The sequence below is a fragment of the Paenibacillus sp. FSL H3-0286 genome, from assembly GCF_045040705.1.
GTDB classification, from domain to species: domain Bacteria; phylum Bacillota; class Bacilli; order Paenibacillales; family Paenibacillaceae; genus Paenibacillus_AQ; species Paenibacillus_AQ odorifer.
In genome coordinates, this window is the sequence record NZ_CP150285.1 from 4793175 (window position 1) to 4813159 (window position 19985).

Consider the following 19985-nt stretch of genomic DNA (forward strand, 5'->3'; position numbering starts at 1 on the left):
CATTTAGACATATAAAAACCTGACCGCATGCACGATCAGGTTGCGTTATCATTATTTTACTGTTCGCTTTTTTGTTTGGCAAGCCAGCCGGCCAAGGTATCAATATCCGCTTCTGATAGACCTGCTCCCAAAGCGGTATCGTACATTTTTGGCATCTGCCCTTGACCCTCTTTTATAATAGTAAGGATTGCTTCTTTGTCATGGGTGTCTCCAACTCCACGAAGTGAAGGACCGCCCGCCCCTTTCAAATCCGCTGCGTGACAGGAGATACAAGTGGCTTGCTTGAAGAGCCCCATAGCAGGATCATCCTTGTCCACAATCGCTACTTCTTTTGGCTTAACGGCACTGGAGGTCGGAAGACCCTTAGCCCTGTTCTCCGCCGCCTTTTCTTCCCTTTGAACATCTTCAGGAATCTGATCCGTTTCAGCCATTTCATGTTTGTATTCAGTCCAGGCTGTATTGGTCAAATAAACAATTGCTGCAAGTGACAAGAACATTAAAGATGAAGCAATCGGCCTACGGTAAAAGCGACGCTCTCTACCCGTATCCAGAAAAGGAGCCAACAGAAGTGAACCAAAAGCTACACCAGTAACTCCTAGTGTACCCAGAACGATATAATCGCCCGAAGCATATGGGAGCTTCAAATACTGATAGAGGAACAAGAAATACCAGTCAGGAATCGGGATAACCGTAGCACTAGCATTTGCTGGAAACCCTAGCGGAGCTGGCTCTGAAATAGTAAGTACTAATATTCCTACAAGTACAACGACTCCGACCATCCATTCCTTCAGTAGAAAGTTAGGGATAAAGGCTTCCGATTTGCCGGGGTAAGCCGTGTAGTCCGGAGGTGTGATAAATCCGTTCCCTCTGCGAACTCTGGAATCACCGACATATACAACCTTTTCCTTAGAATTGTTTCCATGCGCCATCCGTATTCCTCCTCTCTCAGATTAACTTACAACGGTCCGGAAATCCCTTGTCTGCGGATCATAATAAAGTGTCCTACGAGCAGACTAAGAAGCACCGCTGGGAGGAAGAATACATGTAGTGCGAAAAAACGAGTTAAGGTTTCGGCACCAACAATCGTTCCACCTTGCATCAGTTCCTTCAGCACCGGCCCCATCACTGGAACAGAATTGGCAATTTCAAGAGTTACCTTTGTTGCGAAATAAGCTTTATTATCCCAAGGCAACAAGTAACCTGTTAAACCAAGTCCCAACATTACGAAGAAAATCAGCATTCCAACTACCCAGTTCATCTCGCGCGGCGCTTTGTAAGAGCCTGTAAAGAAGACACGCATTGTATGAAGGAACATCATAACAATTACTAGACTTGCGCCCCAGTGATGCATCCCGCGGACAATCTGTCCAAATGCAACACTTGTCTGCAAATACTCAACACTAGCATAAGCATTAATAATGTCCGGAACATAATACATCGTTAAGAACATACCTGATAAAATCTGTATGACTGTAATAAAAAAGGTCAGTCCGCCAAAGCAATACACGAACGCAGAGAAATGATGGGCCGGATTAACATGCTCAGGAACCTCGTGATCGGCCACGTCTCTCCAAATCGGCGTAACATCCAGACGTTCGTCAATCCAGTTATAGACATTTTTAAACATCAGAACTACGCCTCCTCACGAGCTACTGTATTTGGCACAATGTCTCCCAAAAGCACCCACCCGTTATCGAATTTCGTTTTATACTGGTCAAGCGGCTTAGGAGCAACTTCGAGATTTTTGCCAAGCTTTGTATAACGTGCACCATGGCAAGGGCAGTGATATTCGTCCGGATGAGCTTTATCGTTGTTCCACCCGACCGTACATCCCAAATGTTTACAAATCGGTGAAAGCGCATAAATATCACCCTTCGCGTCTTTCCGGATCCACGCAGTGAGTGTCGCTGTACTGTCGTACCATCCGTCCTTCTGTTTCAATTCAAAAGTAAATTCCTGGGGCTCTTCGGTGATTTTGCTTATCTCAGCAACCTTGATAAAATCTCCAGCACCCTTCTTATGTAATATCGGATCCACGACAAAACGGACCATGGGGAGAATTGTACCCGCCCCCATAAAAGCAGTGGCGCCACCAAGCGTGTAGGTCAAAAATTGCCTGCGCGACATCTCTTTACGGCTGGGTGGTTGTTCAGGCCATGTCTCCTGTTGTTCATTATGGCTGCTCATACTGTTATATAACCCCCTTCTCAAGATATAAGAAAGTATCTGTGGTGTCCGATCAGAGATGTCTCAATATAAATAATCCGTTTTCAAATCTTTTCAATGAAATACATCACATACCATTTGGATTCAACCTAATAATAGCTTAGGCTCCAAAACCCGTCAAGAATATTGTCTAATTTGTGACAGGCTAAAAAGCGGTTTCAACCTATAATTGTTGATTTTCTGTCACATTTATAAGGAGTTCATCCCCGCCACATGTCTTGAATTTTCATACTAATTTCACTGTTATTCCTCCCTTCTTGAGAAGCCTCAATGATAGGCAGAGAGAGAACTAAATCGCTTTCATAGATTTGGCCTTCTTGGAGAGGTACATCCGCTGTCAACACCACTACATGCTGGAAACCACTGGATTTGACTTTTTGGCAAATCTCATTAATTAAATTCACATAGCCCTCTCCAGCGTACTGAATGGCTGGGTAAGTCACGATCCGCCCTTTGAACGGTATTTCCACCATATCCATGAAATTACGTAATCTTTCGAGTGCCTGAACGGTCTCAGGAGGACTCTCAAGTCCACTTAATCCTGTAAAAGGTATGAGACATGTATCATAGAATTTTTGATTTTCTTCCCAAGTGTCCACTTCAAAATCGCTGAATTTCATTCCCATTCATCTCCCTATGTATAATTGTTAATTTTTCCGTTCTTTCGCAAAGCTTCCTGAAGTTATAGAACCCATTATATTGAAGGAGGAGGAGGAACGTCCAGATTTAGATTTTATATTTTCGTTCGATTAAGCAAATTGAGTAGATTATAAGCAAAAAAAGAAATGCGCTTAGCGCATTTCTTTATGCCAAACTTTTAAGTTCCTCAGTAAGATTTCGGAAAGCCATCTCATCTCCGGTAGCCAGCGCCGTGTCAATCTCACGGTGCAAGATGTCGGAGCGACGCTTTCGCAGCGCTTCATCCCACACCATTTCTGCCGCAAGTCCTAGCATCACTTCATACGTAGCCTTCATTTTGTCCATTCGATACACCTCCGCTGTTTAAGAGATCCTTTTTTCTTGTTATTTGATATTTTGATATCCATCAAGATGATTATGTTTTCGGTTTCAAGAGAATCGGCACCTACTAAAGCATATTCATCAATCCTGTCTTCGTTCTACATATTTGCCCATTCCGCTCAATACTTCCTCTATTGTACCCATCAGCAACAATAACGGATTCCTACATCTGCGTATGTAATCCCCATAAGCATTTCGCACACGCACCTCTACCGAAGATACTTAGGCACGGCTGTCTCTATCCCCCATGGCGTCATCATCACAGCGAGTCCACCAGAAGTCTCGCCCAATTTAAGCATCCCTAGGTGCACCATCATCCGTATTATACGTTGCTCTAGAATAGAAGCAGCACTGTCATAATAAAACGGTTTAATTAGCCACCCCACACCATCCACTAAAGAAGGTACTGTCACCCAATTACCGGCGCTGATGCTTATCCAATACACAAGTGAAGGTAGATTTGGCACAGCCCCTTTATATAGTCTTAACCAAAAAGAGAATATCTGCATCAACGAATCACATTTTCCATCGTTTAACACAGCCTCACCGGTCGCAGTAAGCCTTAGCCGGAAGCCTTCCTCAGAGATCCAGCGGCGGTGACGAATATAGTCATACAAAAGCGCAAATCTTGGAGGATAATGCTCACAAGCTCTCCCATAACCAAACCTCCAACCGCCTTTGCTAAGAAGCTCCTCCGGAATATGAAGCGCGTTCATCACACCTTGCTGATAACGCCTATACATTGCCCCTTCCTGATTCAGTTCTGGCTCATTGTCCTTAATATATCTCAGCAGCATTACCAGATCACTGATCATTAATTCTCCTTCACTGCGATACATCACAGGTTCAGGGCTAGTTGCGATGCTCTCTTTGATATGCGCACTCATCGTCTCCCGAAAACGCTCTTTTAAATCTTTGGGTACCTGGTACAAATATCTGGTCTGCTGTGAGGAACCACTAAAGAGCCAGCCTCCACTCTTGAAGCGAGAGACCATCTCCCGGAAACCTCCAGTTTTTCCTTCAGGTGCATCAAAAGACGCTTGCCTTGCCACAGCCAACAAATCCTCAAGACTAAAGTAGGTGCGTTCATCAAAAAGCAATGTATTCAAAAACCTTAAATCCTCCGGAGTGCATTCCCGGATATGAGACTCCATAAAACTTCTGCTTCCAAGCATAATCAAAATACTTTGGATCAAGTCGTGTTTGGAATTCTGTTTGCATTCACACCGGTAGCGGCCCGCTATGGCGGTCAGCTGTCCAATATCTGCATAAGTAAGCATATCCGCCAGATTCATGTTTTATCGCCTCACCGTTTTACTACCATTATGGGGAATACTGCCTATTTTATTCCCTTTATTGCAAAAAAAATAACCCGAAGCCCGGGTTAATGCTGATTTTGCAGGATATGGCGAGTACAATTATATAAAATAGGGTTCCATTCCCGCTCTTTCTTCTCCAGAATCGTCAAGGATAGATTGCCAATTCGTTCAGAATACTTATCCTTGTAAAGAGCAGTATACAGCTGAGCAAGAAATCCTCCATGGGATATGACGAGTATATTCCGATTGGGATGCAATGCAGAAATATCTTCCATAAAAGCAAGAGCCCGAGCCTGAAGCTGTTCGTCGGTTTCTTGACCGAGGGAGAGCTGGCTCCATTCCTTCCCCCACTTCTCTTCACGTTCTACGGCAGTAAGCCCTTCTACCTGCCCATAAGCACGTTCCCGGATACGCTGATCAGGTTCTAATAGCGGAATCCCTAACTTGTCAGCAATAATCTTACCGGTCTCAGCAGCGCGGGAAAGATTACTAGTAACGCAGCAGTCCCAGCTGTACGGTTCCTGTAATAAGCGGTCAGCAAGCATTGCAGCTTGCATCCGTCCTTCATCATTAAGTGGAATATCACTTTGTCCCTGTATTTTCCCTACCGCGTTCCAGTCCGTCAATCCATGGCGTATCAAGCCGATTAGCATGTTGCCTCCCCCTTTTCAGCAAAGTATTTGTCTCTTAATGTAACATGGATGAAATAAAAAGTCTTCTTTTTATGAGTTTTACAATGCAAAAAGCCCCTCATTACATTAAGTAAAGGGACTCATTCAATGTTCTGAATATTATAAACAACGGAAGCAAAGACATACGTCTAATAACCCTCTATGATCGGCGATAACGATTCAGCCTAGTTAATGAAAATACTGCAAAGCCTACACCTAACATTGATAACATCATCCAGTATTGAGGATGAGTGGGTCCCATACTTACTACAAGGGGTTCAATGATCCCACCTTCAGAGCCCAAAATTGGATACGTTGATTGCCATTCCATCGAGGATCCAGCGACACCTGTCTCCACAATTCCACTCTGAGCAACAACTGCATCACCTGGAGTTCTGAACATCGTAAAATAAAGAACGCTGGACAGAAATATTGCCAGAAAGCATGCGATCCATAAGCTAAGCCGATGGCGAACAATAGCAGAGGTCCCAGCAGATTTCCCGTCACCGGGCATCAACCATGGACTCTCTAAATAAATCCGCTCCATGACCTTAACATTTATGGCTTCAGCACGCTCTTCACTGATCTCTTCCCTCAAATCTTGCATAAGCAGGCTGCTCTCTTGCCATAGAGCCCATTCTGCAGCGCAGTAAGGACAAGTTTCAATATGTCTTTCAAGTAAAATCCGCCTAGGATGTGTGGGGGGAGCGTCCCACAAGAGCGGAATACATTCTTGCGCTTCCCTGCAATTCATTCGCCTTACACCCTCTCAACCTGCTCTTCAACTTCAGGCTCATTGAAATAGGATTCGAGTTGAAGCTTCACACTACTCCTGGCACGAAACAATAATGATTTCACTGAGCTTACACTCTGATCTAAAATTTCTGCGATTTCTTGATAGTCCATTTGATCATATTCACGTAGGATAAGTGCAGAGCGTTGTTTTTCGGGAAGATTATTTATCGCCTCACGGACCAAATTCATCCGTTCATTGCGCAATGCAGCCTGCTCGGGTGCAACTTCAAACGGTGCTACTGGTGTATATCCACTCTCTTCCAGAGATACATTACCGGCACGGTTCTTGCGAAGCTCACTTAGAACAGTGTTGCGGGCGATAGTGTACAGCCATGTTGAGAATGAAGCATCTACCTCTCGAAAGGAATGCAAGCTACGAAATGCCTTGTAGAAGGTCTCCGAACAAAGGTCCTCTGCGATAAGCTCCATATGTGAATTTCTAAGCATATGATATACAAATGCTAGTATTTTACGTTGATAACGACGCATTAATTCTGAATATAATTCCGTGTTTCCTTGTTTGATTTGCTGGATCAACTGGGAATCCGTCATGGTGAGATTGGCCCTCCTCGCCCTTGCACGTCTTTTCCCATCCGGTCCGTACTTATTATACCGGTTTGGGCTTTAAAAGTTGCGGTGTTACTGCAAATTTTTAGTTTTTTTATGAAATACACCTATGTATATTCAACTACCCGATAATTAAGGCATGATGTATATGAAGAAGACAAAAAGAAATAAGGCATACTTCTAATTTTACATAAATATAGAAACGAATCTAGAAACATACCTGCTCTATTGTACCACATATTCTCATAGGATGACATTAATAGACTTTAGATAGGTCGACTCGCCAGCAAGACCCGACATTGGATTTCTGACTTAGAATCCGGCTTTAAAAATAACACATTTATCAATTTTTAAAAACTGTTGACAAAATGTAAACGTATACATATAATAAAAGTACAGTATGGTTTCTCTCCACTCCTATCCAATACTTAACGGTTCCAATTTATTGTGAACTGTAGCCGCTTACTTTGTAAGCGGTCTTTTTTTGTCCTGAAAGCGCTCTACCTTTTTTTAGATGATCTATATTAGATTATTTTACTATAGCGAGCGAATTAGCTTCCACAAATCCCCACAATTATCTATTACCCCGTCTACGTCCACTTGAAGAGGGATATGCTCATTACATTTCCAAATGTCTTGCAGCCCTGCGTTACGGCTCTCTTGTACGTCATTCATTGGATGATCACCTACAAATATAGACTCCTCTGCGCTCACCCCATTGGTATCCCTCCTTTTGCAAAAATAAAGGATTAAACCGGGGAAGGTGATAAGCCTACGGGCAGGTTCGTTACATAGACGTCATTTGCATAGCTGCGTGTGTAATCCACCCTCTAATCCTAATCGTATGGAAAAGAGTCAGGATAAACAATATACTAGCTATAAAGTTATTTGTTGAGGTGAATTTGAAATGGATGAAATCGATGAATCAAAACAACTGGTACTACAAATCGGCGGTGCCTTGAAAAAGTACAGAAAAGAAAAAAACATGAGCTTAGACGACTTAGCGGAATTAACGGGCGTAAGTAAACTTACTCTGGGGAATATCGAACGTGGCGAGACAAATCCAACTTTGGCGATAATATGGAAAATTTCAAAAGGCATATCTTTGCCCCTATTAGCTTTGTTCAAATCTGAAGACCCTGTTAGTTTGTATCGAGCAGGCGAAGGTCTTCGGTTTTCTAATGATCAAAAGAATTGGATCATAGAACCCGTCTTTAAAAATGTAAGCAACGATATTGAAATGTGTCGGGCTTACTTACAGCCAAATAGTTCGTATCACCCTGAAGGTCATCATGTGAATACAACTGAAATTGCGACAGTAATGACTGGTTCCATTGAAATACGAGTCGATGGAGAAATGTACACATTAAATCAATATGATACGATCAGTTTTCGTGCAGATCGCCCTCACTCTTATACCAATCATACGAATAGCGAAACAGTGCTCCATATCTCCTTAAAATATGGTTTCTAAAAGTCGAAAATTTCACCTATTACATGCAACTCAGTATTCCATTCTAAATGGAAACTCTGAGTTGTATTTTTTTATCTAATATAAGCATTTCAAGTTATAGAACTATCTCAATAAAGTAAACTTTAAAATACTTATTGTTAAATTTAATATACTATACTATACTTTCATTGTCCGCGCGGATATTAGTACGCATTAATTCTGGGAGGGAAAATGAAGAATGCCGAATAAAAAATTCGTACCATCATCTTTAGGGCTGCTACTACTCGGCATTATTATTATTGCCGCAAATTTACGTGCTCCCTTAACCTCGGTCGGTCCTTTAGTGGGTCTCATAAGGGATGACGTTCATATTTCCAATACTTTAGCAGGCTTGATCACAACGGTACCTTTACTTACCTTTGCTTTATTATCGCCTCTAGTACCAAAACTAGGACGTAGGTATGGAGTTGAACTTTTAATTTTGTTTGCCCTGATCTTTTTGACTGTTGGAATTGTAATACGTTCTTTATCTGGGGCTGCAAATCTGTATATTGGAACTGCAATTCTTGGATTTGCAATTGCCGTTTGTAATGTATTAATGCCAAGTTTAATCAAACGTGATTTCCCTAATAAAATCGGTGCCATGACTGGTGTATTTGCAATTTCAATGAGTTTATCTGGAGCGATCGCCTCGGGAATCAGTGTACCGCTAGCTGCAAACGCAGGTTTAAAATGGCAGGGTGCATTGGGAATTTGGGGGATCCTAAGCTTTGTATCGATCCTCTGCTGGTTGCCTCAATTAAGGAAGCGTACGAAGCAAACAGCCTCGACGAGTCAACAGATGACCAGCAATGATGTGAATGTTTGGCGTTCCCCTCTTGCCTGGCAAGTAACCTTGTTTATGGGGATGCAGTCTATGATTTTCTATGTGCTGATCGCATGGTTGCCTGAAATTTTAAAACAGCAAGGCATTGACTCAAGCCAATCAGGATGGTACCTCTCAATAATGCAGTTAGCACTGCTTCCATTTACCTTTATTGTCCCCGTTATTGCAGGGCGAATGTCAAATCAACGTTCGTTAGTGTTCATTACAACCATTTTGCTTTTGACGGGAACGCTCGGACTGCTTTACGGAAGCTCCAACATCATTCTGTTGTGGATCATCATACTCGGAATTGGTGGAGGCTGTGCCTTTAGCTTGTCCATGATGTTTTTCGGTTTGCGTACTAAAAATGCGCATCAAGCAGCGGAACTGTCTGGTATGGCGCAATCGATCGGATATCTGCTTGCCGCAATCGGTCCTGCCCTTATAGGATATCTGCATGACACCACAAATAGTTGGAACCTGCCACTATTCATACTGCTTGGCGCTTCGGTCTTACTCTTTATTGTCGGTCTAGGAGCAGCAAGAAATCGTTTTGTAGGTAGCCAAGCTAGTTACGAAGAAACAAACTCAAGTACCAGAGAATTTCTTGGAAGAAATACTGATCGAAATGAAGAAAGCGAGTTGGGGAACAGTTGCAACAAACCAAACCTAAATTAGAGTCTGCGGGTATTAATCCGGAAGCATTTTGCGGCACTCCTTTCTTTGCTTCGTTGATCAAAAAACATTTAGCTTGTACGAAGACGCTATCGGACACAGTTGACCTTAAATGCAGCATTAATCCGCATTTGGGATGCTAACGGACCGCATAGTAGCTATTGGCACGAAAAACACCCAATATAAGCCTCTTTATGTGAAATAGCGTCTGTGGAGTCCGAAAGACTGCTTCAAAGGCAAAAAACGAGCAAATAACGTCATTAGTGAAGCTAGAATAAAAAGTGGACAGTAGTTAACAGACTGGCGATAATGAGTCCACGGAGGTGTGTTCACATGGGAGAACATCGACAACGGTATAACGAAGAATTTAAAAAACAGACAGTGCAGTTCATTCAAGAGCAAACAAAGACAGTGGGCGACTTGGCGGAAGAGCTCAACATCCCAAAAAGTACCCTGCATCAATGGATGAGCCAGTATCGAGAACTAAAGAATGAACCGGCAGCTAGCGTGGATCGAGTACGGGAACTCGAGGCACAGTTGAAGGAGATGCGTCGGCAACTTCAAGAAAAAGATAACAAGATTGCCGATGTGGAAGAGGAATTAGCGATCGTAAAAAAAGCAGTGCACATCTTCAGCAAACCAAGGAACTGAGATTCCAGTTTATTGAAAAACATCGCTCCGAGTTTCTCTTGGAGAAGATGTGCATGACCCTACATGTGTCACGGAGCGGGTACTACAAGTGGCGGACAGAAAAAACCAGTACGCATATGCTTCGTAAGGCTGCGATAATGAAGCGAATTCAGTATCATTTTGCAGACCATCAAAAGCGGTATGGGAGTCCGAAGATCACCCGCCTGTTACATCAAGAAGGTTATACCGTTACCGAACGCACGGTGAGTGTGTACATGCGACATATGAAGCTTCGCTCCATTGTCTCCAAAACGTATCGCGTACAGACCACCGACTCCAATCATGACCATCCGATTGCCCCGAATACGCTGAACCAGCAATTTAAAATACTCAAACCCAATTCAGTATGGGTTACCGACATTACTTACATTCCTTGCCGGGGAGGGCGCTTGTACCTGGCAAGTGTGATGGACCTTTGCACGCGCGAAATCGTGGGGTGGCGCTTGGAGAACCATATGGAAACTAGCTTGATTTCGGGCGCTTTACAAGATGCTTACGAAGCTAAACAACCGGAAAAGGGTCTATTACATCACTCCGATAGAGGTTCTCAATATACTTCTCATGAATACACGAAGCAGTTGAAAGCGTATGGCATGGAGTCCAGCATGAGCCGCAGAGGTAACTGTTATGATAACGCCTGTATCGAGTCGTGGCACAGCATTTTGAAAAAGGAGCTCATTTATTGTAATCCGCGATTCAAAACTAAGGAGCAAGCCTACCAGACACTTTTTCAATATATTGAGTTTTACTATAACCGCAAGCGAATGCATGGCGCGCTGGGGTATCTTTCTCCAGTTCGTTTTGCTGAGCAATTGACTAGAATGTCTGTTGCGTGACTGTCCACTTTCTTGACAGAGGTCCACAGGGTCCGTAAGTACTAGGTGGTACTTATACTGGTACTTATACTGGTACTTATACTGGTACTTATACTGGTACTTATGGTGGTACCGATGCCGATGACGATACTGACGGCATGTTGAAATAAGCAACCAATAACCCAAAAAACAAAAAAATAGCGATTCTCTATTCACATGAGAATCGCTATTTTACTGTTTTTTATGATTTAAAAATGAACCCGAACTAACCTTAATACTACACGTATACCGTATAATCATGATGCTGCAACAGGATCTTCGCCCGCTCCATATCGTTCTCCTGACGGAAAGAGAGACGCATAATCCCCGGAACATCTTCACGGCTTTCGATAATTTGTACGTTGCTAAGGTTAATTCCTTGATCCCCCAGCTCTGTAGCAATACGACCGATAATCCCCGGATGATCCGGTACATCAATATGTAGGTCAAATAAAGGTGCTATCATACCTTTACGCCGTTCAGGCAACTGACTACGGAAGCCATTGGCTTCATGAAATGCCTCTTCAATCCCTACACCATCTTCACTTTCCAGCAAACGAACAAAAGAAGAAACTTCCTCGTTCCAATCCTTCAACAAACGAAGCATCACTGAACGATTGTTTAACAAGATATCACGCCAAATAATTGGATCACTGGACGCAATTCTTGTAATATCCCGAAAGCCCCCTGCAGCTAACGTACTAAACAAGGAGTCAGTATCATCATAAGCTTTAATCTGATTTACCAGCGCAACGGCAATAATATGTGGCAAATGACTAATGGCGCCTACAATCTCATCATGACGTTCTGGATTAAGGCGTACAATCTGCGCTCTAGTAAGGTGGAGTAAGGACTCCAACGCATGATAAGCCTCGTCTGGCACTCCCGGTGGAGGCGTTAATACGTAATAGGCATTCTCAAACAACAGCGATGAAGCTGCCTCAACACCTGAACGCTCTGATCCTGCCATAGGGTGACCGCCGATAAAATGTACTCCAGGAATATCCAAAGAGACCGCGCATGCGGCAATACTAGCTTTCGTACTTCCAACATCTGTAATGATGCAGCCGGGCTTGAGCGGCAATTTGCTTAACTGCTGCAAATAATCCTCTAGCATACCCACCGGCACACATAAAAAAATGAAATCGGCATCGATTGCCGCTTCCTCCACAGACAATGTGGCACTATCGACCACACCTCTGCTAATATACTTACTCGCGGATTCAGGACGGTGGGCATGGCCAACGACGGTCAGGCCCTCCTTGCCTTTAAAGCAAAGGGCCAGTGAGCCTCCGATCAGACCGACACCGAATATTGCTATTTTTGTCGTCATGTTCTTTGAACTACCTGCCTTCTTTAGTCTTGACTTGCTGTTATTACTAAGCGCGTACTCCACTCTCTAAAAGAGTTTGTTCCAGCGCGGTGATAAAAGCTGTATTCTGCTCAGCCGAGCCCACAGTAACCCGAATATAAGTCGGATAAACCTGATGACCCGCTCTTACGATGATTCCTTTACGCATCAAAGCATCAAAGACCTCTGTAGCAGGCTTACGAACATCTACCATGATGAAGTTCCCGTGTGCCGGGAAGGATTCTAGACCCAGACGTTTGAATTCACCTTGCAATTGGACAATACCCGCGCTATTAAGACGACGGCATTCCTGTACGTAATCTTGATCATTCAAAGCAGCAAGAGCTGCAGCTTGAGCAAGTCGTGAGGTATTAAAAGGCTCACGTACCTTGTTGATCAACGAAATGATCTCAGGACTCGCAACACCGTATCCAATACGCAATGCAGCTAAGCCATAAATTTTGGAGAATGTGCGAAGCACAACCAGATTCTTGTAACGAGTCAGTAACTGGATACCATTGGAGTATGAAAGATCTGTTACATATTCACAGTATGCCTCATCAAGGACAACCATTACATTGGAAGGCACAGCATCCAGGAAAGAAACCAAAGCTTCCTCTGGAACAATCGTACCTGTTGGGTTATTCGGATTACAGATCCAGATAACCTTAGTGCGGTCCGTTATACGAGCCAGCATCCCATCCAGATCATGTGTACCTTTTACAAGCGGCACCTCAATAGATACCGCACTTTCAATGTCTGCGTTACTCTTATACACGGAGAAGGTTTGGTCCGCCATGATTGTCTCATCACCCGGTAAGAAAAAGGCACGAGCAATAAGTGCAATAATCTCATCTGAGCCACAGCCAAAAATAATATTGTCGTTATTCACGCCAAGACGGCTGGAAAGTGCTGAAGTCAATTCAACGGCTGAGCCGTCCGGATAAAGATAAAGATTCTCAAGTTCTGCTAGAATTGCTTCTTTTGCACTCGGTGAAGCTCCATACGGGTTCTCATTGGATGCAAGCTTAATAACCTCACTTAAGCCAAGCTCCTTCTTGACTTCGTCTATAGGTTTCCCTGGTTTGTAGACAGGGAGATTAACTATATTCGGTTTTGGATTCATACAATAGTCCTCGCTCTCCATAGTTGATTACTCCACTATACACAGGTCAGAATGACACTGTTATGGTCTTTTTAATTGTGCCACAAATTCTCGAATTTGCAACAGTCCCTCATTCCGCGTAGCAGGATGATCGAGCAACGGAATTACCTCTTCTATTTTGCGGACAATGGCACTCCCTACTACAACACCATCGCAAATCTGAGCAAAACGGGCAACCTGTTCGCCAGTAGAGATCCCAAATCCTACAGCCACTGGCAGATCCGTAGCTTGACGAACGGAATCAATAAAGGCTTCTACATCCGCATGGAAAGAGGATCTTTCTCCAGTCACCCCTAATGAAGATACACAATAGATAAAACCGCTCGCACCGGATACAATCTTTGCAATACGTTCGCTTGAGGTTGGTGCAACTAAAGGAATGAGGTTGACTCCAACTTCATCACTACGGCGCCGCATCTCCGCTGATTCCTCAACGGGAAGATCCGGGATAATAAGTCCGCTAATTTCATGTTTGTTCAGATCAGCAAAAAACGTATCTAGACCCATTTGCAGAATAGGATTGTAATAAGAAAACAAGATAAATGGCAAACTGCTGCCGGCTTCACGAGCCTTTAACGCGGTCTCCATGCAAGTGCGCAGGTGAACTTCACCCCGCAGTGCCCGGGCAGATGCTCGCTGAATTACAGGGCCATCTGCAAGCGGATCAGAGTATGGTACTCCAAGCTCCAGAATATCTGCCCCTGCTGTCTCCAGTTCAGTGATGATGGCAAGAGTAGTCTCCAAATCCGGATCTCCAACAGTCAGAAAAGGAATCAATGCGGTCCGGTTCTCAGCTTTTAGCTTCCGGAATACCAAATCCATCCGGTTTGTAGTTTGGGTTGTCATTCAGTTCCCTTCCCTTCTGTATACGCCATAATGGATTCTACGTCTTTGTCTCCCCGGCCTGACAGGCAGATGACAACAATGTCATCCTTAGTAAGGGTTGGACCCATTTTTACAACATGTGCTATCGCATGCGCCGATTCTAACGCTGGAATAATGCCTTCCGTTACACATAGCAGCTTCAGTGCATCTAGCGCCTCTGCATCTGTAATCGGGACATATTTTGCGCGTTCGATATCTTTTAGATAGGAGTGTTCAGGACCTACACCAGGATAATCCAGGCCTGCGGAGATGGAATGTGCTTCTGTTACTTGTCCATGCTCATCCTGCAGGAGATAACTCATCGATCCCTGGAATACGCCATGAGTTCCTTTACTCATTGTTGCCGCATGAAAAGGGGTATCAATGCCTTTACCAGCCGCCTCTACACCAATCATACCGACATTTTCATCCTCAACAAATGGATAGAACATACCGATGGCATTACTGCCACCGCCTACAGCAGCTACGAGCACATCCGGCAGCCTTCCTTCAGCCTCCAGAATCTGGCGCCGTGTTTCATCCCCAATAACCCGCTGAAAGTTACGAACCATCATCGGATAAGGATGCGGTCCTACAGCTGAACCCAATATATAGAAGGTATCATCTACATTGCTAACCCAGTAGCGAAGCGCTTCGTTGCCGGCATCTTTTAAAGTACGCGATCCGGAAGTAACGGGAATCACTTCTGCACCAAGCAGCTTCATCCGGAATACGTTAAGGGCCTGGCGACGTGTATCCTCTTCCCCCATAAACACCTTACATTCCATACCTAGCAAAGCTGCAACTGTAGCTGTGGCTACACCATGTTGACCCGCACCCGTCTCAGCGATTACTTTCGTTTTTCCCATCATTTTGGCCAGAATCCCTTGACCAATCGCATTGTTAATCTTATGGGCACCTGTATGATTCAAATCTTCACGCTTCAGATATATTTTAGCTTCTCCCAGATGTTTGCTCAGACGCTCCGCATAATACAGCGGGGTCTCCCGTCCGGAATACTGCTTTAATAGATAATCTATTTCTTCCTGAAAAGCTGGATCTGCCGAAAACTTACGGTAAGCCTCCTCCAACTCAATCAATGCATTCATCAAAGTCTCGGGCACGAAGCGGCCTCCGAATGAACCGAAACGTCCATGCTGGTCCGGTACTTGTATCATGATTGCTTCACCCTTTCCACAAAAGCTGTCATTTTTTGAATATCCTTAATGCCGTCAGTCTCTACTCCACTCGACACGTCTACCCCATACGGGGCATAGGTATCAAGCAATTCACCAACATTATCTGAATGAAGCCCTCCAGCCACAAACAAGGGCAAGTCATGTTGTACTGCAATTTCTTGGTAAGCAGGTAATTTATTCCAAGCGAACGTTCGGCCGGAGCCGCCACTCTGCAATGGATCATAAGTATCTAATAAAACCGCATCTACTGCAGCTGCGTAATCTTCCAAGCTATATTCATTTTCAGCTTTATCCCGCTCTTGATCCGCAACGGACAGTGCCTTCCATACCTGAACCTGTGGATAAGCTCGGCGAACCTGCTGGCAAAAAGCTGGACTCTCCTGTCCATGAAGCTGAATTACATCTAAATGCACCACAGACAGCAATTCGTTCAACTCATCCAGCTTCGGATTAACGAAAACCCCGGCAGCCTTAGGGATTTGACCAGTCTTCCAATTTGGAAGCTCTGCAATCAGTTCGGCAGCACGCTCTATGGACACCTTCCGGCGGCTAGGTGCAAAAACAAATCCGATATAATCTAGTGGTAAGTGTAACATAGATTTTAGCACTTCAACGTCCTGAAGTCCACAGATTTTTACTAATGTCTCAGCCATGCCGGACACGGTCCTTTCCGTTAGGAAGCTCCCCGAGCAAACCGTTAACCGCATCCTCTACGTTAGCTTGACGCATTAGATACTCCCCTACGAGCACTCCGTGAGCACCAGTAGTTCTTAGGTAGCCGATGTCTGTTGACCCGGAAATTCCGCTTTCGCTGATCACTGGAACACCTTGCGGCACAAGAGCTGCCAGCTCGGCTGTTGTCTCCAAAGAGGTCTCAAAGGTACGTAGATTACGGTTATTAATTCCAAGAAGAACGTTAGGTTGGGTTATCTTTTCTGTGCTCAGTACAACCGCCAGTTCATTTTGGTCATGCACCTCAATCAAGATATCCAATCCAAGCTCTGAAGCTATATCTATAAAATGAGACAGTTGTGCCGGTGTCAAAATAGCGACGATCAACAACACCGCATCCGCTCCGAGAAGACGTGCTTCGTAGATCTGCTTCTCATCGATAATAAAATCTTTGCGAAGCAGCGGCAGATTTACAGCTTCCTTCACTTGCTGCAGATAAGCTGCGCTGCCCTGGAAATATTCTGTGTCCGTCAGAACAGATAAGCAATCTGCACCTCCAGCTTCATACCCTTTTGCAATGGAAACAGGATCAAAATCTTCACGGATCAACCCTTTGGAAGGAGAAGCCTTCTTCACCTCAGCGATCAAGCCCATATCTCTGTTCTTCCCTTGGGTCAGAGCCTTACGAAAGCCTCTTGTTGCCGGAAGAAGCGCAATATCACGCTCTGCTTGTGCCAGCGAAAAGTTTTTACTGAGCAGTTCAACCTCTTTAATCTTAGTCGCGACAATTTTATCAAGATACATAATTAAGTTCCTCCGTCATAGCTACAAGCTGATTAAGCTTGGATAGTGCCTTGCCTGAATCCACTACATCTTTTGCTCTCTCTACGCCTCCGGCCATGGTATCTGCCAGACCAGCAACATATATACAGGCTCCGGCGTTAGCAAGAACGATATCGCGATAAGGATTCATCTGCCCTTGAAGGACCGAGGTAATAATCGCCGCATTTTCAGCTGCATCTCCACCCAGCACAGCTTCCAGTGGATGTCTGTTAAGACCTAATGCCTCTGGCGTTACCTCATACGTGGTTACGATGCCCTCTTTTAGCTCAGACACTAATGTAGGGGCCGAGATGCTGATTTCATCCAGACCATCCAAGCTGCTAACAACCATCGCACGCTTGGACCCCAGCTCCTTCAGTACATTAGCCACCGTCTCTGTCTTATTCCGATCATAAATCCCCAGCAGCTGACGGTCAGCACCAGCGGGATTCGTAAGCGGACCAAGCATATTAAAAATCGTCCGCACTCCAAGCTCTTTACGCGGTGCCGCCGCATGCCGCATCGAAGGATGATAGATTTGCGCGAATAAAAAACAAATGCCGATTCGATCCAAGCATTCCCGAGCCTGATCCGCATTCAGATGAATGTTGACGCCCAAAGCTTCAAGTACATCTGCACTTCCTGCTCTACCGGAAGCTGAGCGGTTGCCATGTTTGGCAACTCGTACCGAAGCCGCTGATGAAATAATCGCTGAGGCGGTAGAAATATTAAACTTATGGATGCCGGAACCGCCCGTACCACATGTATCTAGCAGACGCGCTTTTTCAGTAAGGACAGGTGTGCCGAAACCTCTCATGGCTTCCGCAAACCCCGTAATCTCCTCCACGGTCTCTCCCTTAATCCGTAAAGCGGTCAGCAGTGATCCGATTTGCGCCTGTGAAGCCTCTCCCAGCATGATTGCACCCATTATATCCCGTGCTTCTACACGTGTCAGACTTTTGCCTTCGATTAGTCCAGCGATTCCTGATTGTATCAATTTTGTTGCATCCATAATGTTCATCCTCCAGCCTTAATGTAATCTTTTTTATTAATCAAACCACCTGTTCAGGGGTATATGCGTACATGTAATCTTGATTGATGACTTGTTTCTCTTTTATCTCGGGTGGGAACATAGCCTCTGCCATACGAATAGCTTTTAGCATGCCCTTCGCTTTATTCACCGTCTCTTCATACTCTTTCTCCGGAACCGAGTCCCAAACGATACCCGCCCCAGCCTGCACATATGCTCTGCCCTTACGGAAGATGATTGTACGGATGGTGATACATGAATCCATATTTCCCGAGAATCCCAAATATCCAATCGCCCCCGCATAAGCACCACGGGCTTCTCGCTCCAATTCAGCAATAATCTCCATTGCCCGTAGCTTAGGTGCTCCTGAGACAGTACCGGCTGGCAGACAGGAGAGAAAGGCATCAAAGAAATCTTTATCCTCGCTAAGCGTGCCTGACACATTCGATACCATATGCATGACATGAGAGTATCTTTCAATTTCCATAAAGGAATCACATTTTACAGAACCGAATTTGGACACTCTTCCTAAATCATTACGACCTAGATCAACTAGCATCAAATGCTCTGCACGTTCTTTTTCATCCTCCAGCAGCTCCGCGGCGTAAGCACGATCCGAAGCTTCACTTTCACCTCTTGGTCTTGTTCCGGCAATCGGCCGTGTCTCCACACGATTTCCATCTACCTTTACGAGCGCTTCCGGTGAGGTTCCAACAATAATCTCTTCATCCATTTTCAAATAATACATATATGGAGATGGGTTAAGCGTCCTGAGCATCCGGTATACATGCAGTGGAGAAACTTCCGTTTCAATATGCAGGCGCTGCGACAACACCACTTGAAAAATATCGCCAGCCCGAATGTATTCCTTCGCTTGTTCTACGTTGTTGATATATTGATCTTTAGTCAGGTTGGAATGAATCTCACCCAGCTCAATATCCTGCGGAATACTGCGGCGGTTCACATTTTCCTTAGGCCCTTCCTTCTGCAGCTCTTCGGCCATATCCTCAAGCTTACGACTTAAGCTTTCGTAATTGGATTTGATATCTGAGTCCGTATCACCGTCTTTAACATGCAGGTTACCAACTAGGAGAATTTGTTGTTTCACATGATCAAAAACAATGATGCGATCACAGAACATAAACCGGATATCATCCATTTGGAGATCATCTACTGGATGCTCAGGCAGCTTCTCATAATATTGCAGCAGATCATATCCAAAAAATCCGATCGCTCCTCCAGTAAATGGCGGCATCTCATCCAGCTTAGGGCTACGGTATGAACGAAGCAGCGCCTTAAGCTCCTCAATCGGCTTTCCATGCAGCTGTTTTTTCTTACCGTCGATCTCTACGTTAATCGCACCCTTTTTTCCCGATATCATTAAAAAGGGATCGCTGCCGATGAACGAATACCGGGCCCATTGTTTGCCACCCTCTACACTTTCTAGTAAGAACGCGCGGTCACGTTCAGCAAAACGTTGGAATAACCGGATAGGTGTTTCCATATCAGCCAGCAGCCGCTTCACAACAGGAATCAGATTATAATCCTGCGACAGCTTTACCACCTCTTGAACACTCGGATTCGTCATTTTTAGATGCCCCCTTAGTTATATAAATCTTTCCGAAACACAGAAAAACCCTCTACCAAAGTAGAGGGTTTGTGTAAGTAAGTATATGTTTTTGAGCAATGATCAGCATCGTTATGTTGTGCCTACAGACTTATCTCTAAATAAGATACATCACGGATG

At 44.5% G+C, this 19985-nt stretch carries 22 protein-coding genes; 4 read left to right on the forward strand and 18 right to left on the reverse strand.

Going from position 1 to position 19985, the window contains the following annotated elements:
- Positions 1–56: 56 nt before the first annotated feature.
- The 10 genes from MHB37_RS21545 to MHB37_RS21590 form a co-directional block, all read right to left on the reverse strand.
- The gene (locus MHB37_RS21545) at positions 57–929 is read right to left on the reverse strand and encodes a menaquinol-cytochrome c reductase cytochrome b/c subunit (protein WP_076127526.1); all 873 of its coding nucleotides are present in this window, start codon (positions 927–929) and stop codon (positions 57–59) included.
- Between the two features lie 26 nt (positions 930–955).
- Complete coding sequence (gene qcrB / locus MHB37_RS21550) at positions 956–1627, reverse strand: menaquinol-cytochrome c reductase cytochrome b subunit (protein WP_036676266.1); 672 nt, start codon at positions 1625–1627, stop codon at positions 956–958.
- 5 nt (positions 1628–1632) lie between these two features.
- Positions 1633–2187: a ubiquinol-cytochrome c reductase iron-sulfur subunit gene (locus MHB37_RS21555; RefSeq protein WP_076127525.1), complete on the reverse strand. Its 555-nt coding sequence runs from the start codon at positions 2185–2187 to the stop codon at positions 1633–1635.
- A gap of 239 nt (positions 2188–2426) precedes the next feature.
- Positions 2427–2846 carry a DUF2487 family protein gene (locus tag MHB37_RS21560; protein ID WP_405168482.1) on the reverse strand — a complete coding sequence of 140 codons (420 nt, stop codon included), beginning with the start codon at positions 2844–2846 and terminating at the stop codon, positions 2427–2429.
- Positions 2847–3030: 184 nt separating this feature from the next.
- Complete coding sequence (locus MHB37_RS21565) at positions 3031–3210, reverse strand: IDEAL domain-containing protein (RefSeq protein WP_036676261.1); 180 nt, start codon at positions 3208–3210, stop codon at positions 3031–3033.
- A 245-nt stretch (positions 3211–3455) separates the two neighbouring features.
- A complete protein-coding gene (locus tag MHB37_RS21570) occupies positions 3456–4541 on the reverse strand; it encodes a hypothetical protein (RefSeq protein ID WP_076127522.1) in 1086 nt (361 codons plus the stop codon).
- 89 nt (positions 4542–4630) lie between these two features.
- On the reverse strand, positions 4631–5218 hold the full coding sequence (locus tag MHB37_RS21575; RefSeq protein ID WP_340951619.1) for a histidine phosphatase family protein: 588 nt from the start codon (positions 5216–5218) through the stop codon (positions 4631–4633).
- A gap of 178 nt (positions 5219–5396) precedes the next feature.
- Positions 5397–5843, reverse strand: coding sequence for a hypothetical protein (locus MHB37_RS21580; protein WP_051490909.1), 447 nt, complete (start codon positions 5841–5843; stop codon positions 5397–5399).
- A 152-nt stretch (positions 5844–5995) separates the two neighbouring features.
- Positions 5996–6583, reverse strand: a complete 588-nt coding sequence (locus tag MHB37_RS21585) for an RNA polymerase sigma factor (protein WP_036676255.1) — start codon at positions 6581–6583, stop codon at positions 5996–5998.
- Between the two features lie 552 nt (positions 6584–7135).
- Positions 7136–7312 carry a hypothetical protein gene (locus tag MHB37_RS21590; RefSeq protein WP_405168483.1) on the reverse strand — a complete coding sequence of 59 codons (177 nt, stop codon included), beginning with the start codon at positions 7310–7312 and terminating at the stop codon, positions 7136–7138.
- A 193-nt stretch (positions 7313–7505) separates the two neighbouring features.
- Between MHB37_RS21590 and MHB37_RS21595 the strand changes: the two genes are divergently transcribed.
- The 4 genes from MHB37_RS21595 to MHB37_RS21610 all read left to right on the forward strand — a co-directional run bounded on the left by MHB37_RS21595 (position 7506) and on the right by MHB37_RS21610 (position 11117).
- Positions 7506–8072 carry a helix-turn-helix domain-containing protein gene (locus tag MHB37_RS21595; RefSeq protein WP_038572428.1) on the forward strand — a complete coding sequence of 189 codons (567 nt, stop codon included), beginning with the start codon at positions 7506–7508 and terminating at the stop codon, positions 8070–8072.
- Positions 8073–8289: 217 nt separating this feature from the next.
- Positions 8290–9594 (forward strand): CynX/NimT family MFS transporter, encoded by a 1305-nt coding sequence (locus tag MHB37_RS21600; RefSeq protein WP_405168484.1) that lies wholly within the window; start codon positions 8290–8292, stop codon positions 9592–9594.
- A gap of 330 nt (positions 9595–9924) precedes the next feature.
- Positions 9925–10242 (forward strand): transposase, encoded by a 318-nt coding sequence (locus MHB37_RS21605; protein WP_076305695.1) that lies wholly within the window; start codon positions 9925–9927, stop codon positions 10240–10242.
- 11 nt (positions 10243–10253) lie between these two features.
- On the forward strand, positions 10254–11117 hold the full coding sequence (locus MHB37_RS21610) for an IS3 family transposase (RefSeq protein WP_256715073.1): 864 nt from the start codon (positions 10254–10256) through the stop codon (positions 11115–11117).
- 256 nt (positions 11118–11373) lie between these two features.
- Here the strand turns inward: MHB37_RS21610 and MHB37_RS21615 are convergent, their stop codons facing one another.
- Genes MHB37_RS21615 through trpE form a run of 8 tightly spaced genes read right to left on the reverse strand, consistent with a single transcriptional unit; the run spans position 11374 to position 19826 of the window.
- Positions 11374–12468, reverse strand: a complete 1095-nt coding sequence (locus MHB37_RS21615) for a prephenate dehydrogenase (protein ID WP_076302757.1) — start codon at positions 12466–12468, stop codon at positions 11374–11376.
- Positions 12469–12514: 46 nt separating this feature from the next.
- The gene (gene hisC, locus MHB37_RS21620; protein ID WP_076192316.1) at positions 12515–13612 is read right to left on the reverse strand and encodes a histidinol-phosphate transaminase; all 1098 of its coding nucleotides are present in this window, start codon (positions 13610–13612) and stop codon (positions 12515–12517) included.
- Between the two features lie 60 nt (positions 13613–13672).
- Positions 13673–14497 carry a tryptophan synthase subunit alpha gene (trpA, locus tag MHB37_RS21625; RefSeq protein ID WP_076127517.1) on the reverse strand — a complete coding sequence of 275 codons (825 nt, stop codon included), beginning with the start codon at positions 14495–14497 and terminating at the stop codon, positions 13673–13675.
- On the reverse strand, positions 14494–15693 hold the full coding sequence (gene trpB / locus MHB37_RS21630) for a tryptophan synthase subunit beta (protein WP_076127515.1): 1200 nt from the start codon (positions 15691–15693) through the stop codon (positions 14494–14496). Before trpB ends, trpA begins: the two co-directional genes overlap by 4 nt.
- Positions 15690–16367, reverse strand: a complete 678-nt coding sequence (locus tag MHB37_RS21635) for a phosphoribosylanthranilate isomerase (RefSeq protein ID WP_076127514.1) — start codon at positions 16365–16367, stop codon at positions 15690–15692. Before MHB37_RS21635 ends, trpB begins: the two co-directional genes overlap by 4 nt.
- On the reverse strand, positions 16360–17190 hold the full coding sequence (gene trpC, locus MHB37_RS21640; protein WP_405168485.1) for an indole-3-glycerol phosphate synthase TrpC: 831 nt from the start codon (positions 17188–17190) through the stop codon (positions 16360–16362). Before trpC ends, MHB37_RS21635 begins: the two co-directional genes overlap by 8 nt.
- The gene (gene trpD / locus MHB37_RS21645) at positions 17180–18220 is read right to left on the reverse strand and encodes an anthranilate phosphoribosyltransferase (protein WP_175617300.1); all 1041 of its coding nucleotides are present in this window, start codon (positions 18218–18220) and stop codon (positions 17180–17182) included. Before trpD ends, trpC begins: the two co-directional genes overlap by 11 nt.
- Before the next feature lie 40 nt (positions 18221–18260).
- Positions 18261–19826, reverse strand: coding sequence for an anthranilate synthase component I (gene trpE, locus MHB37_RS21650; protein WP_076192203.1), 1566 nt, complete (start codon positions 19824–19826; stop codon positions 18261–18263).
- Positions 19827–19985: the final 159 nt, after the last annotated feature.

What these genes read in the sequence shown, in the direction of transcription:
- MHB37_RS21580 (WP_051490909.1), bottom strand. Translation starts at nt 5,843, where the DNA reads ATGCAAGATTTGAGGGAAGAGATCAGTGAAGAGCGTGCTGAAGCCATA.
- qcrB (WP_036676266.1), bottom strand. Translation starts at nt 1,627, where the DNA reads ATGTTTAAAAATGTCTATAACTGGATTGACGAACGTCTGGATGTTACG.
- MHB37_RS21565 (WP_036676261.1), bottom strand. Translation starts at nt 3,210, where the DNA reads ATGGACAAAATGAAGGCTACGTATGAAGTGATGCTAGGACTTGCGGCA.
- MHB37_RS21605 (WP_076305695.1), top strand. Translation starts at nt 9,925, where the DNA reads ATGGGAGAACATCGACAACGGTATAACGAAGAATTTAAAAAACAGACA.
- MHB37_RS21600 (WP_405168484.1), top strand. Translation starts at nt 8,290, where the DNA reads ATGCCGAATAAAAAATTCGTACCATCATCTTTAGGGCTGCTACTACTC.
- MHB37_RS21585 (WP_036676255.1), bottom strand. Translation starts at nt 6,583, where the DNA reads ATGACGGATTCCCAGTTGATCCAGCAAATCAAACAAGGAAACACGGAA.
- trpE (WP_076192203.1), bottom strand. Translation starts at nt 19,826, where the DNA reads ATGACGAATCCGAGTGTTCAAGAGGTGGTAAAGCTGTCGCAGGATTAT.
- MHB37_RS21555 (WP_076127525.1), bottom strand. Translation starts at nt 2,187, where the DNA reads ATGAGCAGCCATAATGAACAACAGGAGACATGGCCTGAACAACCACCC.
- MHB37_RS21575 (WP_340951619.1), bottom strand. Translation starts at nt 5,218, where the DNA reads ATGCTAATCGGCTTGATACGCCATGGATTGACGGACTGGAACGCGGTA.
- trpC (WP_405168485.1), bottom strand. Translation starts at nt 17,190, where the DNA reads ATGTATCTTGATAAAATTGTCGCGACTAAGATTAAAGAGGTTGAACTG.
- trpD (WP_175617300.1), bottom strand. Translation starts at nt 18,220, where the DNA reads ATGGATGCAACAAAATTGATACAATCAGGAATCGCTGGACTAATCGAA.
- MHB37_RS21545 (WP_076127526.1), bottom strand. Translation starts at nt 929, where the DNA reads ATGGCGCATGGAAACAATTCTAAGGAAAAGGTTGTATATGTCGGTGAT.
- MHB37_RS21570 (WP_076127522.1), bottom strand. Translation starts at nt 4,541, where the DNA reads ATGAATCTGGCGGATATGCTTACTTATGCAGATATTGGACAGCTGACC.
- trpA (WP_076127517.1), bottom strand. Translation starts at nt 14,497, where the DNA reads ATGACAACCCAAACTACAAACCGGATGGATTTGGTATTCCGGAAGCTA.
- MHB37_RS21615 (WP_076302757.1), bottom strand. Translation starts at nt 12,468, where the DNA reads ATGACGACAAAAATAGCAATATTCGGTGTCGGTCTGATCGGAGGCTCA.
- hisC (WP_076192316.1), bottom strand. Translation starts at nt 13,612, where the DNA reads ATGAATCCAAAACCGAATATAGTTAATCTCCCTGTCTACAAACCAGGG.
- trpB (WP_076127515.1), bottom strand. Translation starts at nt 15,693, where the DNA reads ATGATACAAGTACCGGACCAGCATGGACGTTTCGGTTCATTCGGAGGC.
- MHB37_RS21560 (WP_405168482.1), bottom strand. Translation starts at nt 2,846, where the DNA reads ATGAAATTCAGCGATTTTGAAGTGGACACTTGGGAAGAAAATCAAAAA.
- MHB37_RS21635 (WP_076127514.1), bottom strand. Translation starts at nt 16,367, where the DNA reads ATGGCTGAGACATTAGTAAAAATCTGTGGACTTCAGGACGTTGAAGTG.
- MHB37_RS21595 (WP_038572428.1), top strand. Translation starts at nt 7,506, where the DNA reads ATGGATGAAATCGATGAATCAAAACAACTGGTACTACAAATCGGCGGT.